The 13,983-nt window shown below is 68.8% G+C and carries 13 protein-coding genes; 6 read left to right on the top strand and 7 right to left on the bottom strand.

Annotated features, from left to right (window positions below; all coding sequences use genetic code 11):
- Positions 1 to 37: 37 nt before the first annotated feature.
- On the bottom strand, positions 38 to 1,786 hold the full coding sequence (locus tag QY325_08745; GenBank protein ID WKZ64855.1) for an AMP-dependent synthetase/ligase: 1,749 nt from the start codon (positions 1,784 to 1,786) through the stop codon (positions 38 to 40).
- Positions 1,787 to 1,890: 104 nt separating this feature from the next.
- Between QY325_08745 and QY325_08740 the strand changes: the two genes are divergently transcribed.
- Entirely contained in the window at positions 1,891 to 3,201 is a 1,311-nt protein-coding gene (locus QY325_08740; protein WKZ64854.1) for an amidohydrolase family protein, read from the top strand.
- A gap of 4 nt (positions 3,202 to 3,205) precedes the next feature.
- Here the strand turns inward: QY325_08740 and QY325_08735 are convergent, their stop codons facing one another.
- The gene (locus QY325_08735; GenBank protein ID WKZ64853.1) at positions 3,206 to 3,901 is read right to left on the bottom strand and encodes a DUF4918 family protein; all 696 of its coding nucleotides are present in this window, start codon (positions 3,899 to 3,901) and stop codon (positions 3,206 to 3,208) included.
- A gap of 40 nt (positions 3,902 to 3,941) precedes the next feature.
- On the opposite strand from QY325_08735, the gene QY325_08730 reads away from it, so the two are divergent.
- The gene (locus tag QY325_08730) at positions 3,942 to 4,541 is read left to right on the top strand and encodes a T9SS type A sorting domain-containing protein (protein ID WKZ64852.1); all 600 of its coding nucleotides are present in this window, start codon (positions 3,942 to 3,944) and stop codon (positions 4,539 to 4,541) included.
- A gap of 80 nt (positions 4,542 to 4,621) precedes the next feature.
- On the opposite strand, the gene QY325_08725 is transcribed toward QY325_08730, so the two are convergent.
- Complete coding sequence (locus tag QY325_08725) at positions 4,622 to 5,329, bottom strand: tetratricopeptide repeat protein (GenBank protein WKZ64851.1); 708 nt, start codon at positions 5,327 to 5,329, stop codon at positions 4,622 to 4,624.
- Positions 5,330 to 5,527: 198 nt separating this feature from the next.
- On the opposite strand from QY325_08725, the gene QY325_08720 reads away from it, so the two are divergent.
- Positions 5,528 to 5,926, top strand: coding sequence for a DoxX family protein (locus QY325_08720; protein WKZ64850.1), 399 nt, complete (start codon positions 5,528 to 5,530; stop codon positions 5,924 to 5,926).
- Here the strand turns inward: QY325_08720 and QY325_08715 are convergent.
- The gene (locus tag QY325_08715; protein ID WKZ64849.1) at positions 5,919 to 6,383 is read right to left on the bottom strand and encodes a hypothetical protein; all 465 of its coding nucleotides are present in this window, start codon (positions 6,381 to 6,383) and stop codon (positions 5,919 to 5,921) included. The two genes, QY325_08720 and QY325_08715, sit on opposite strands and share 8 nt — an antisense overlap.
- 105 nt (positions 6,384 to 6,488) lie before the next feature.
- On the opposite strand from QY325_08715, the gene QY325_08710 reads away from it, so the two are divergent.
- Both QY325_08710 and QY325_08705 read left to right on the top strand, forming a co-directional pair.
- Positions 6,489 to 6,929: a hypothetical protein gene (locus tag QY325_08710; GenBank protein ID WKZ64848.1), complete on the top strand. Its 441-nt coding sequence runs from the start codon at positions 6,489 to 6,491 to the stop codon at positions 6,927 to 6,929.
- A 34-nt stretch (positions 6,930 to 6,963) separates the two neighbouring features.
- On the top strand, positions 6,964 to 8,499 hold the full coding sequence (locus QY325_08705; GenBank protein ID WKZ64847.1) for a DUF853 family protein: 1,536 nt from the start codon (positions 6,964 to 6,966) through the stop codon (positions 8,497 to 8,499).
- Between the two features lie 55 nt (positions 8,500 to 8,554).
- Here the strand turns inward: QY325_08705 and QY325_08700 are convergent, their stop codons facing one another.
- Positions 8,555 to 9,238 (bottom strand): zinc metallopeptidase, encoded by a 684-nt coding sequence (locus QY325_08700; protein WKZ67969.1) that lies wholly within the window; start codon positions 9,236 to 9,238, stop codon positions 8,555 to 8,557.
- 186 nt (positions 9,239 to 9,424) lie between these two features.
- On the opposite strand from QY325_08700, the gene QY325_08695 reads away from it, so the two are divergent.
- Entirely contained in the window at positions 9,425 to 11,287 is a 1,863-nt protein-coding gene (locus QY325_08695) for a M1 family metallopeptidase (protein WKZ64846.1), read from the top strand.
- Here the strand turns inward: QY325_08695 and QY325_08690 are convergent.
- The gene (locus QY325_08690; protein ID WKZ64845.1) at positions 11,284 to 12,225 is read right to left on the bottom strand and encodes an alpha/beta hydrolase; all 942 of its coding nucleotides are present in this window, start codon (positions 12,223 to 12,225) and stop codon (positions 11,284 to 11,286) included. The genes QY325_08695 and QY325_08690 overlap by 4 nt on opposite strands.
- A 68-nt stretch (positions 12,226 to 12,293) precedes the next feature.
- The gene (locus QY325_08685) at positions 12,294 to 13,922 is read right to left on the bottom strand and encodes a T9SS type A sorting domain-containing protein (protein ID WKZ64844.1); all 1,629 of its coding nucleotides are present in this window, start codon (positions 13,920 to 13,922) and stop codon (positions 12,294 to 12,296) included.
- Positions 13,923 to 13,983: the final 61 nt, after the last annotated feature.

Raw genomic sequence — 13,983 nt, 5'->3', positions numbered from 1 at the left:
CACGGGGCCACGGTGACATGCGCCGGGGCGCAGGGGGCTACTCGGCGTAGAGGCGCTCCACCACGGCGGCGTACTTGGCCAGGATGGGCTTGCGGCGCAGCTTGAGGCTGGGGGTGAGGTCGCCGCCGTCGATCGTGAGCTCGGCCGGCAGCAGGGCGATCTTCTTCACCTTCTCCCACTGGCCCAGCTCGGCATTGGCCTCCTCCACCTCCTGGAAGATGCGGTCCACGATGCGCTGCTCCTGCACCACCTGCTCCTTGCCCGTGAAGGGGATGCCCTTGAGCGCGCAATAGTCCTTCAGGAAGGCGAAGTCGGGCACGATGAGGGCGGCGGGGTACTTGCGGTTCTCGCCGATCACCATGGCCTGCTCGATGAAGCGCGACTGCTTCAGGCGGTTCTCGAGCACCTGCGGGGCCACGTACTTGCCGCCGCTGGTCTTGAAGATCTCCTTCTTCCGGTCGGTGATGCGCAGGAATCCCTCGGGGGTGAGCTCGCCGATGTCGCCGGTGTGCAGCCAGCCATCGGCGTCGAGCGCCTCGCGGGTGAGCTCGGGCTCGTTGTAGTAGCCCTGCATGATGTTGGGGCCGCGCGCCAGGATCTCGCCGTCTGGCGCGATGCGCACCTCCACCCCGGGGATGGGGCGCCCCACCGTGCCGAAGCGCAGGCCGTCGTTGCGCAGGTCGTTCACGCTGATCACCGGGCTGCTCTCGGTGAGGCCGTAGCCCTCCATCACGGGCACGCCCGCGGCGTTGAACACGCGGGCCAGCCGCACCTGCAGGGCGGCGCTGCCGCTGGCCACCACGCGCACGCGGCCGCCCAGCGCCTCGATCCACTTGCTGAAGATGAGCTTGCGGGCCACGGCCAGCTGCGCATCGTACCACCAGCTGCGGCCATGCACGTCGTATTTGAAGCCCAGCTCCACCGCCCAGAAGAAGAGGGCGCGCTTGATGCCCGTGAGCGCCTCGCCCTTGGCCATGATCCTGTCGAAGATCTTCTCCAGCAGCCGCGGCACCGCGGTGAACACGTCGGGCCGCACCTCGCGGATGCGGTCGCCGAGGTCCTCCAGCGATTCCTGGAAGTAGATGCTGACGCCGGTGCGCATGTACATGTACATGAGCATCCGCTCGTAGATGTGCGAGAGCGGCAGGAAGCTGATCGCGCGGGCCTTGTGGTCCACCGGGAAGCGCTCGATGCTGGCCTCGAGGTTGCTGATGATGTTGCGGTGGGTGAGCATCACGCCCTTGGGCTTGCCCGTGGTGCCGCTGGTGTAGATGATGGTGGCCAGGTCGGCGCCCTTCACCGCCAGCTCGCAGGCCCGCAGCCCGGGCAGCTGGTCGGGGTGGCCCAGTTCCAGCGCCTCGCGCCAATGGCGCGCGCCGGCCACGCGGTCGAAGGTGAAGCAGTGGGCGGGTCCGCCGGGCTGCGCGGCCTTGGCGTGGATCTCGGCGTTGGCGCTGAAGCACACGTTGACCCCTGCATGCTTGAGGATGTAGGCGTAGTCCTCCTTGCTGCTGGTGGGGTAGATGGGCACGGTAACGGCGCCGATGCGGAGGATGGCCTGGTCCACCAGCGCCCATTCGCTGCGGTTGCCGCTGCAGATGGCCACCTTGTGGCCGGGCTGCACGCCGAGGGCCATGAGGCCGAGGGCGAGGCGCTCGCTGATGTCGATGATCTCCTGGGTGCTGTAGGGGCGCCATTCGCCGTCCTCCTTGGTGGCGATGGCATCGGCCTTGGGGTAGCTGGCCAGCTGGTGGCCGGGGATGTCGAAGAGGCGCTCGATGGGCATGCGCCCAAGATAGGGGCGTGCGCGATCGGGGCGCTGCGGCAGCTTCGCGGCCTGCGGATCAGGTTCCCGAGCGGGCCCTACATCTCGAGCGAACACCCGCCCTCATGCATCGCCTCCTTCGCCTGCTGCTCGCCATCACAGCACTGCCTTCTGCCACCCAGGCCCAGGATTCCCTCCTCATCACCAACGTGCGCATCTTCAACGGCACCGCGCCGGAACTGCGCGCGGGCAGCGTGCTGGTGGTGGATGGCAGGATCGCGCAGGTGGGCACGGGCCTCAACCCCACGCGCGGCACGGTGGTACTGGATGGCGGCGGCCGCACCCTGATGCCCGGCCTGATCGATGCGCACGTGCACCTCACCATCGCTGCCATCCCCATGCTGGCGGCGATGACGGCGCCCTCCTCCTACATACACCACGTGAGCGGCAAGGAGGCCGAGGCCACCCTGATGCGCGGCTTCACCACCGTGCGCGATGTGGGCGGCCCAACGCAGGGCCTGAAGATGGCCGTGGACCAGGGCCTGCTGAAGGGCCCGCGCATCTACCCCAGCGGCGCCATGGTGTCGCAGACCGGCGGGCATGGCGACTTCCGCCTGCCGCACGAGATCGTGGGCAGCTGCTGCTCCTCGCCCGCGCTCACCGAGAAGGAGGGCATCTCCATGATCGCCGATGGGCCGGATGCCGTGCGGCAGCGCGTGCGCGAGCAGCTGGCGCTGGGCGCCACGCAGATCAAGCTGATGGCCGGCGGGGGCGTGTCGTCGGTGTACGATCCGCTGGACGTGACGCAGTACAGCCCCGAGGAGTTCCGCGTGGCGGTGGAGGCGGCGGAGAACTGGGGCACCTACGTCACCGTGCACGCTTACACGCCGCGTGCCATCCGTTTCGCCATCGAGAACGGGGTGAAGTGCATCGAGCACGGGCAGCTGGCCGATGAGGAGGTGGTGAAGCTGATGGCCGAAAAAGGGGTGTGGTGGAGCCTGCAGCCCTTCCTGGACGATGAGCACGCCAACCCCAAGACCGGCGAAGCGCGCAAGAAGCAGCTGCTGGTCTCCGAGGGCACCGACCGCGCCTATGTCCTGGCGAAGAAGTACAAGGTGAAGACCGCTTGGGGCACGGACGTGATGCACAGCCCCACGGGCGCCTCGAACCAGGGGGCGCAGCTGGTGAAGATGACGCGCTGGTACACGCCCTTCGAGGTGCTGAAGATGGCCACGGCGGACAACGGCGAACTGATGAAGCTCTCCGGCGCGCGCGATCCCTACCCCGGTAAGCTGGGCGTGATCGAGCCCGGCGCCTGGGCCGACCTGCTGCTGGTGAACGGCGACCCGCTCCACGACCTGGAGCTCCTGGCCGATCCCGCGCGCAACCTCACCGTGATCATCAAGGACGGCAAGGTGGTGAAGGACATCCGGTAGGCGCTCACAGGGCTTCCAACGCAGCCAGATACTTGTCGATGTAAATGTCGATGCTGCGTGCCTTGTACTGCATCACGTACCGCGGGTGCTCCAGTGCGATGATCCTCTCGAAGAGCCCGAGCCGTTCGTTCAGCTTGCTGAAGTAGGCGGCGTTCTTGCCGGTGCCGATGATGAGCACGAGGTCGGTGCGCATGCCGCAGCCCACCAACGTGCGCAGCCAGTGCTCCACGAAGGGCGTTACGGCCATCTCCAGCGCCTTGTCGTCGTAGTAGTTCAGGTTGATGGCCGTGCCGTTGGGGCCGTCCTTCACGAAGCCCAGCGGGCAGATGGCATGCACGTAGACCCGGCTGTAGAAGGCCTCCGCTCCGCCGGCCGCGCGCACCATGCGGTAGAAGAAGTCGCTGCTGGGCTCGTGCGTCCGCAGGCCATGCACCGGTATGCCCAGGTCGCTCTCGCAGCGCTTGGTGTCGGTGAAGGAGAGGCCCGTGCTGCCTGCGCCCAGCCTGCCGGGGTTGATGCCCAGCATCAGCGTGCGCGGGCGGTCGTCGCTGTAATACTTGCGGTGGAAGGCGGTGACGATGCGCTTCACCTCGGCGGCATGCGGCCCGTTGAAGGGGTCCAGCACGCCCACGCCCGGCGGCAGCTCCGCATCGGCCAGGGAAAAGGACAGCACGTGGCGCAGCAGGCGGTGGGCGAGCATGGGCGCGAAGTTCGGCCCGCTGCGGCATTACCTTGGGGCCATGCGCATCGCGTGGACCGCCGGTTGCTTCGGCTTCGCCCTTGCGGCAGGCGCCCAGAGCGGCGAGCACCCCTTCCTGGAGTCGTACGACCTCACCGTGCAGGAGGGGCGCGTGCTGGTGCAATGGGTGATGCAGGGCGGCGCCACCTGCGACGGCAGCGCGGTGGAGCGCTCCACCGACGGCGAGCGATTCGAGACGGTGCACCGCCTTGAGGGGCTCTGCGGCGACCCAGCTGTTCCGGTGCCCTACAGCTGGGCCGATGCCGACCCGCCGGAGCTGAGCACCCTGCACTACCGCATCGCGTTCGCGGCGGAGGGGCGCAGCTCGGTGAAGCGCGTGCGCTTCGACCAGCTCAACCGCAGCACGCATCGCCTCTATCCGTCGCCCACCGCCGGCCCCTGCAGCCTGCTGCTGCGCGTGCCGGAGAGCGCACGGGTTGACCTCCGCATCTTCGATGCCCAGGGCCGGCCCGTGATGGAGCGCCGGGGCGCAGCCGGCCGGCTGCATGCGATCGACCTCACCGGCCATGCCGCGGGCCTCTACACGGTGGTGGCCGTCGCCGAGGGGCAGCGCTTCGATGCGCGCGTGGTGAAGGAGTGATCCGTAAAGCAGCGGGGCCTCCTCGCGGAAGCCCCGTCACCGCCCGAGGGTCCGTTCGGGCTGTCGGCACAGGAAGCCGGTTATTCGCAGTGGATGAGAAGCATCTCCTCCACGGATCGGTCGCCGAGGTCATGGGCTTGGTGCAGGGCGGCGCATGCCTCCTGCTTGCGGTCCATGCGGAAGAGGACGAGGGCGCGCTGCACATGCGCCTGGTCGAGCGTGGGGTCGAGCTCTACGGCGCGGTCCAGGTCGTCCAGGGCCTCGTCGTGCTGGTGCATGGCGGCGAGGGCGATGCCCCGGTCGCACCAGCCGAAGGCGTTGTAGGGGGCGATGGCGATGAGGCGGTCGTAGAGGGCCCGCGCCTCCGCATAGTCGCGGCGGCCCATGGCGAAATGGCCCAGGTGCAGCAGGGCATGCTCGGCGGCCGGGCCCGTGGGGCGGGCAGCCAGCACGCGGCGCAGATCGGCGGTGGCGGCGAGGTCGGCGCCCTGGCGCGAGCGCACCTCGGCGCGGCGGAGCAGGCTGTGCGCGTCGAGCGGGTCGATGGCCAGGGCCTGGTCCAGGTCCTGCAGGGCCCCGTCCAGGTCGCCCATGCCGATGCGGTTCACGGCGCGGTAGTACCAGGCCTTCAGGTCGGCGGGCGCGGCGGCGACGGCCTTGGAGAAGGCCTGCTCAGCGGCGGTGTGGTCCTGCTGCCGCATGGCGGTCATGCCGGCCAGCATGGGCTGGTCAGCCTGAGCGCAGAGGGCGGAGGCGGCCAGCAGCAAGGGAGCGGTCAAGGTCCTCATGGCGGACCCTGCAACGGGATCCGCCAGGGGAAAGTTCCCATGGGCAGGTGGATAAGTGGGCGCCGCCGGCCTGGCTGGTCCGCTTCCCGTGGCTTCATTTTGCCTTGGCGAACGGCGCTTGCGCCCACGGCCTTGCAACGGCCCGCCGTCCGCGCTTCGAACCACCGCCCGCCACCGCACCCGATTCCACCATTCCCCATGCTGCTCAACAGCGAACCCATCTCGGAGGACTTCGGCTACCTCTTCCTGCGCCTCACCGCCGGGGGCACCATGCTCTGGCAGCACGGCTGGCCCAAGCTCATGCACTTCAGCGAGCGCATGGACAGCTTCGCCGATCCCTTCGGGCTGGGCAGCGCCATCTCGCTGGTGCTCATCATCCTGGCCGAGGTGCTGTGCGCGGCGCTCGTGGTGCTGGGCCTGTGGACGCGCCTGGCGGTGATCCCGCTGATCATCGGCATGGCGGTGATCGCCTTCATGGTGAAGGGCGACGCCTCGTTCGGGGAGAAGGAGCTGGCGCTGGTGTACCTCTTCGCCTTCGTGGCGCTGCTGTTCACCGGCAGCGGCCGCTTCGCGGTCGACCGCATCTCCTTCAAGTAGCCGCCAGCGCGCTGGCCGCGCTCAGGCGCAGGCGGTCGGCCGGCAGCGCGCCCCGCAGCAGGCGGTGCAGGCTGCCCAATTGCTCGCGATGGAGGCTGAAGTGCAAGCGCTCGCCGGAGCGGAGCGCGATGAGCAGCGGCGCGCGCGGCGTTCCACCCGGGCTGCCCAGCACCGCCTCGCGCAGGTCCTCCAGCGCGATGGGGATGGCCAAGGTCTCCAGCCGCGACCGGAAGCGGATCACCAGTCCCTTGGGCCGCACCTCCAGGCTGCAGTAGCCGCGATCGTCCGCGCGGTCCACGGCTTCCAGCAGCGCGGGCGGGCCCTGCTCCAGGCGGAAGCGCGCCGAGCCGGTGCCGCCGCGCCGGATGCCCGCCCAGAAGCCGAAGGGCGGGCCGCACACGGCCTCCAGGGCGCGCTTCACCCGCAAGTCGTTGTAGCTGATGTTGAGGATGAGCACCGGAGGGCAACAGGCGGAAGGGCGTCCCGGTTCGTCCGGCGGCGGATTGCCTCCGGCATACCGTAGCTTCACCACCCCAATCCCGGATCATCAACACGAACGACCATGCTCGACCAGATCATCCCCCAGTTGAAGGCGAAGCTCCAAGGCGAGCTCACCGGCAAGCTCGGCGTCGACCCCTCAAAGGTGGACGGCATCGTGAACGCCGCTGGCGACAGCGTGAAGGAGGGCATGGGCCAGGGCCTGGACCTGAGCGCTGCGCTCAACCTGTTCAGCAAGGATGCCAACGATGCGCACGGCTCGGCGCTGCTGGGCAGCATGGGCGAGTCCTTCCTGGGCAAGCTCACGGGCCCGCTCGGCTTCGATGCCGCGAAGGCCGGCTCCATCAAGGATCTGGTGATGCCCGTGCTCACGCAGCTGGTGACCGAGAAGGTGGGCGGCAACAAGAATCTGCTCTCCGGGCTGCTCGGCGGCGGTGGCAAGGACCTGCTCAGCGGCGCGGCCGGGAAGCTGGGCGGTCTGGGCAAGCTCTTCGGCAAGGACTGATGCCGCCATTGCGATCGGGTGCGATCTTGGCGCCATGAGCGATCGCGACGAATTCATCCGTGCCATCTCCGAGGGCAATGCCTTCAAGGGGGGCAGCATCGAGCTGGGCGGAGCGCTGTTCCACGGTGAGGTGCCGCCCGGCTGCACCGTGAAGGTGCCGCTGCGCACCATGAACCGCCACGGCCTCATCTGCGGGGCCACCGGCAGCGGCAAGACCAAGACCCTGCAGGTGCTCGCCGAGCAGCTGTCGCTGCACGGGGTGCCATCGCTGCTCATGGATGTGAAGGGCGACCTGAGCGGGATCGCCGCGCCGGGTGCGGGCAATGAGAAGATCGAGGCGCGCCATGCCAAGCTCGGCATCCCGTACGCCCCGCAGGGCCTGCCGGTGGAGCTGCTCTCCCTGAGCAAGGAGCCCGGCGCCCGCCTGCGCGCCACGGTGAGCGAGTTCGGCCCCGTGCTGCTGGGACGCATCCTGGAACTGAACGATACCCAGCAGAGCGTGCTGGCCCTCGTCTTCAAGTACTGCGACGACCACGGCCTGCCGTTATTGGATCTGAAGGACCTGCGGCGCGTGCTGCAGTTCGTGACCGATGAGGGCAAGGAGGAGATCCGCAAGGTGTACGGGCAGGTGAGCGGCTCTACGGTGAACATCATCCTGCGCAAGCTCATCGAGATCGAGCAGCAGGGCGCCGACCGTTTCTTCGGCGAGCGCAGCTTCGACGTGAACGACCTGCTGGAGCTGCGGGACGGGAAGGGCGTGGTGCACATCGTGCGCCTCACCGACATCCAGGACCGCCCGCGCCTCTTCAGCACCTTCATGCTCTGCCTGCTGGCCGAGATCTACAGCACCTTCCCCGAGGTGGGCGATCCCGATAAGCCCAAGCTGGTGCTCTTCATCGACGAGGCGCACCTGATCTTCAGCACCGCCACGAAGGCCCTGCTCGAGCAGATCGAGACCATCATCAAGCTCATCCGCTCGAAAGGCGTGGGCGTCTACTTCTGCACGCAGGACCCCAGCGATGTGCCCGAGAGCGTGCTCGGCCAGCTCGGCCTCAAGGTGCAGCACGCCCTGCGCGCCTTCACCGCCAAGGATCGCACTACCATCAGGAAGACCGCGCAGAACTACCCCATCACGCCCTTTTACGATGTGGAGGAGCTCATCACCTCCCTCGGCATCGGGGAGGCGCTGGTAACCGCCCTCAGCGAGAAGGGCACGCCCACGCCGCTGGCCCACACGCTGCTGCGGGCGCCGGTGAGCCGCATGGATGTGCTCAGCCCGCTGGAGATCGATGGGCTGGTGGCCCGCAGCGCCCTAGCGCGGACCTACAACGAGGAGATTGACCGGGAGAGCGCCTTCGAGCTTCTGGAGAAGCGGATGCAGGGCAGGGAGGCCGATGCGCCCGCGCCCCCCGAGCCGAAGCGCGCCGCCAAACCCGAGCCAGGCACCTTGGAGAAGATGACGAAGAACCCCATGGCGCGCCAGGTGGGCAACACCATCGTGCGCGAGCTCACCCGCGGCCTGCTGGGCGTGCTGGGCATCCGCACAACCGCGCGGCGGCGCCGCTACTGATGGCCGCGAAGCCCCGGCCAACCGCCGGGGCTTCGCGTGCACGGGCCCTGCGCGGTCAGTCGCGGCGGCGGCCCATGAAGATCATCACGTAGTACAGGAGCGTGGCGATGGAGCCGATGGCGGCCACCACGTAGGTGCGGGCGGCCCACTTCAGCGCATCGGCGCTCAGGGCGTATTCGCCGGCGGTGACGATGCCGTTGCGCTTGATCCAGGCCAGGGCGCGGTTGCTTGCATCGTACTCCACCGGCAGGGTGATGATGCTGAACAGCGTGGTCATGGCGAAGAGCACGATGCCGGCCAGCAGCAGCTGCGGGAAGGTGTTGAGCAGGAGGATGCCGCCGAGCAGCACCCATTGCATCCATTGCGAGGCCACGCTCACCACCGGTACCAGCTTGCTGCGCATGGTGAGCCAGCGGTAGGCCGTGGCGTGCTGCACGGCGTGCCCGCACTCGTGGGCAGCCACGGCGGCGGCGGCGGCGTTGCGCGCATGGTACACCGGCTCGCTCAGGTTCACCGTGCGGTTGGCCGGGTTGTAGTGGTCGGTGAGCGCGCCCGGCACGCTCACCACGCGCACGCCGCTGATGCCATGGTCGCGCAGCATGCGCTCGGCCACCTCGCGCCCGCTCATGCCGTTGGCCAGCGGGGTGCGGCTGTACTTCTCGAACCGGCTCTTCAATTGCTGGCTCACCAGCCAGCTCACGGCCATGATCACCATACCGATCAGGTATGCGCCCATCATGGGATTGCCCTCCATCATCGCGTTTCCAGGTTTTGCGGATGCAAAGCAACATCATTGCCAAGCCCGGGGCCGCGACAGATCGTCAGGATGCCGGCCATCGGCGGCGCGGTGCACGCCTTCTGCGTCGTTCCCTGCGGTCCGTGGCGCGGGGGCGGCGGCTTCCGGCATGCGCCGTTCCTTTGCACCATGCCCGTTCCCTTCCGTTCGGCCGCCCTCCTGGGGGCCCTGGCCCTGGCCTTTGCGGCCACGGCCCAATGCGACCGCTGGCAGCAGCGCGTGAAGTACGACATGGCCGTCACCCTCGACGATGCCACCCATCGCTACACCGGCACCACGGCGCTGGCCTACACCAACAACAGCCCCGACACCCTGCGCGAGCTCTTCTTCCACCTCTACTTCAACGCCTTCCGGCCCGGCAGCGAGATGGATGTGCGCTCGCGCACCATCGCCGACCCCGACCCGCGGGTGCGCGACCGCATCGCCCAGCTGAAGCCCGAGGAGATGGGCGAACTGGTGGTGGAGCGCATGGAGCAGGGCGGCAAGCCGGTGGCGCTGGAGCATCTGGGCACGGTGCTGCGCGCCGTGCTGCCGGAGCCGCTCCTGCCGGGGCGCACCACCGCGCTGGCCTTCGCCTTCCGCGGCCAGGTGCCCGTGCAGATCCGGCGCAGCGGCCGCGACAATGCCGAGGGCGTGGCCTACAGCATGGCGCAGTGGTACCCCAAGCTGGCCGAGTACGACCACCGCGGCTGGCACGCCATCCCTTACGTGGGCCGGGAGTTCCACGGGGTGTGGGGCGATTTCGACGTGAAGCTCACGCTCGACAGCGCCTACACCGTGGCGGCCACCGGCGTGCTGCAGAACCCCGAGCGGATCGGCCACGGCTACCCCAGCCGCAAGCCGGTGAAGCGCCCGGAGGGCACGCGCCTCACTTGGCGCTTCGTCGCCAAGGACGTGCACGACTTCGCGTGGGCGGCCGACAAGGACTACAAGCATGTGGTGCGCCCGATGGCCGAGGGCCCCGAGCTCCATTTCTTCTACAAGGACCAGGCGGAGCTGGAGGCGGTGTGGCGCGAGCTGCCCGGCTACATGGAGAAGACCTTCCGCTTCATGAACGAGCGCTTCGGGCGCTATCCGTGGCCCCAGTACAGCTTCGTGCAGGGCGGCGATGGGGGCATGGAGTACCCGATGCTCACCCTCATCACCGGCCGCCGCCGTATCGGTAGCCTGGTGGGCGTGAGCGTGCACGAGAGCGTGCACAGCTGGTACCATGGCGCGCTGGCGAGCAACGAGGGGCGCTTCGCGTGGATGGATGAGGGCATGACCGAATACGCCAGCAGCGAGGTGATGGCCCACCTCTTCGGCGGCGAGGGCGACCCGCATGCCTCGGCCATCGACGGCTACATCGGCCTGGTGGAGAGCGGAAAGCAGGAGCCGCCGAGCGTGCATGCCGACCATTTCCTCACCAACGCCGGCTACGGCGCCACGGCTTACAGCTTCGGGGAGATGCTGGTGCACCAGGCGGGCGCGGTGGTGGGCGAGCGCACCCTGGCGCAGGGGCTGCTGCGCTACTGGGACGCGTGCCGCTTCAAGCACCCCGAGCCCATCGACCTGGAGCGCGCGCTGGAGAAGCAGAGCGGGCTGGAGCTGGACTGGTACTTCGACCAGTGGGTGAACACCACGCGCCGGCTGGACTACGCCATCGCCGAGGTGCTGCAGGTGGGCGATTCGCTGCGCATCACCGTGGCGCGCAAGGGCGAGATGCTGATGCCGGTGGACCTCGACCTGGTGTTGCGCACGGGCGAGCGCCGCAGCTACCACATCCCGCTCTCCCTGGCGCGGGGCGCCAAAGCGCCCGGAAGCGACCGCGCGGCCTTCACGGTGCTGCCGCGCTGGCAATGGACCGACCCGGCCTACACGCTCACCGTGCCCGGCGACATCGCGCAGCTGGCGGCCGTGATCCTCGATCGGCTGCAGCGCACCGCCGACATGGACCGCGCGAACGACCGGGTGGAGCTGCCCGAGGGCACGCGGGGGTTGGTGCGCCCCTAACGGGAGAGGATCTCGCGGAGCACGTGCACGAAGGCCCGGGGCCGCTCGATGTTGGCCACGTGACCGGTCCGCGGAATCACCGTCCATCGGTCCTCCGGAAGCCCGTGCCGCTGCAGCAGCGCGCGCCCGGTGGCGTTGGGGATGAGCTCGTCGCGCTCGCCCCAGATGAGGTGCACGGGCATGCGCCAGTCGTAGCGCTTGTGCACCAGTTCCCCCTCGTGCGCCATCAGGTCCTGCAGCAGGGTGATCTGCGCAGCCCGGTAGGGCGCGGCGAACTCGCGGTAGATCTGGTTGAGGATGAAGCGGGGGAGCGGCGGATCGCGGTAGAGCGAGAGGCGGATGCCGAAGCGCAGGTCGTCCGCCGAGGGCGTGCGCATGACCGCGAGCATGCTCGGCGCCCCCTGGGCGCGGGCGATGCTGTCGGCGAGCGCCGCGCTGTAGTCCGTCACCAGGCCGTCGTAGATCACCAGCCGGCTGATGCGGTCCGGATGCAGTTCGGCCAGGCGCGCCGCTACACCGCCGCCGTAGCTATTGCCGACAACGGGAATCGGCCCCTGTACCCCGAGGCTGTCCAGGATCAGGAGCACGTGGGCGGCCTGATCGTCGAGGCTGAGGCCCGCCCGGCTGCTGTCCCACTTGGCGCTCTGTCCGTGGCTCAGCAGGTCGGGAAGGATGCAATCGTAGTCCTTGCGCAGCAGGCTGGCGGTCCTGCTCCATTGCAGCGCGCCCGTGCCGGTATAGCCATGCAGCAGCAGGAGCTTCGGCTTGCCCGTCTCACGGTGCCACGCGAAATGCGGCCCGCTCGCATGGAAGGGCCTCGCCGTGTATGCATGGCGCTCCAGACGCTTGTCACTCATGCGGCCGTGCATGCGTGCGAGGTTGCAGGCGGGAAGCGCGAGGAGGAGAAGCGGGAGGAGGAGCGCGGTGGCGCGGCGCATGCGGAGCCGCGGCAATCGCTGCCGGAGGCCTTCGCCGTGGATGCGGTGCGGGGTACAGGTCTCCATCGTCATTCCGCCACCACGCGCCGTGCCAGCACCGGTGCGCCGTGCCGCAAGGCCAGCAGCACATAGATGCCGGCTGGCAGGCCGTCCCGTTCAACGGTCATCCGCTCGCCCTGCGGACGGCCCAGCCGACGCACCGTGCGGCCGTGGATATCGGTGAGCACGAGGTCGGAGTCCCGGGCGCCCGGCCCGGTCTCCAGCAGGAAGCGTGCGCTGAACGGATTGGGGCTGGGCGCCCCGATGAGGGGGGCTGCCGCCTCAGCCATGCCCACGGTGTTGCTGTATTTCTGCGTGACCAGGTGCGAGCGTCCTGCGGCATCCATGGAGATGCCGGCGACGTAGATGGCCGACGGCGTGACGGCGATGCTGGTGAGCGCATCGTCGCCGGAGTCCGGGCCGTCGTACCGCAGCTCCCCAATCAGCGTGCCCTCCGGACTCACCTTGGTGATGCTGAAATCATAGTGGGTGGTGATGCCGCCATGCTGGCTCTGGCCGGCGGCGTACGCATTCAGCGCATCATCCAAGGCGATGGCGTTGCCCATGTCGCACGAGTTGGCATCCTGGTAGGCATAGCGATCGGACCAGGCAAGGGTGCCGGATGCATCCAGCTTGAGGGTGAGGACATCGCAATTGGTGTAGGTGGGCCCCAGGTAGTCGGGACCGGCGATGCGCCCCGTGGCCCGGATGCTCCCTTCGGCATCGATGGCCAGGGCATTGCATTCATCGGCCGAGACGTTCCACGGGAGGTTGGAGGGGTGCTCGTAGAGCCAGTCGGTGGTGGCGTCGGGCCGGATGCGCATGATGCGGTACCGGCCGAACACGCCCGCGTAGCCGTAGCCGTCATCGTCGATGGCGTAGCATTGGGCGCTGCCGAAGCCCTGTATGCCCGGGCCCTCGGCATGGGCGATCAGCGTGCCGTCCGCGCTCACCACAGTCTGCGTGAAGCCGGCGCTGCCGATGTACGGCCAGTAGTGCCCGAGCACGCGGATGCCATCATCCAGCACCTTCACCAGGCGGCCGCTGCAATCGTATTCGTCTGCCGCGCCGAGCACATGCGCCCAGAGCAGGGCCCCCTCCGGCGAGAGCTTCTGCACGAGCAGCTTGGCGGGCCTCAGGGTGTCAATGGCCGCATAGCCGGTCACGTAGATGGAGCCGTCCGCATCCAGCGCGATTGCGACGCCGGCATCCGGTCGCTGCACGCCGCCATCGAAGGTGTAGGTCCAGGCCGCTTCGCCATCGGGCGTCACCTTGATGACGGCCAGGTCGGTATCGGCGCTGTCCACGCGTGCATAGCCGGTTGCGATGACGGCGCCCGCGGCATCGACCGCAGCGGCGGCGAGGTGATCGTACGAGCCGGAAGGGCCATCCCAGGTGAAGGTCCAGAGCGCATCGCCGGAATCCGTGTAGCGCGCGATGAGGAAGTCGCTCTCCGATGCCCCTTCCAGGGTATTGCCGGCCACGAGGAGATCCGAATCGGGTGCCCGGAACAGCTGCGGGGCATCGCTGGTGTACCACGTGAAGCCGGTGAGGATGCTCCGCGTCCACTCCAAGGGCGTTTGGGCCGCGGCCCCGAACGCGGTGAGCGCCAGCGCTGCGGCGATCGCGCGGGCAGGGGCGGTGGGCGGGGTTGGCATGGCGGCAGGGTGAAGGTAGGTGAGCGCGCGCGCCCCGCGGTTTCCCGCAGGGCGCGCGCGG

It is taken from the genome of Flavobacteriales bacterium, assembly GCA_030584065.1.
GTDB lineage: Bacteria > Bacteroidota > Bacteroidia > Flavobacteriales_F > PHOS-HE28 > PHOS-HE28.
This window is presented reverse-complemented; position numbering and strand designations above follow the sequence as displayed.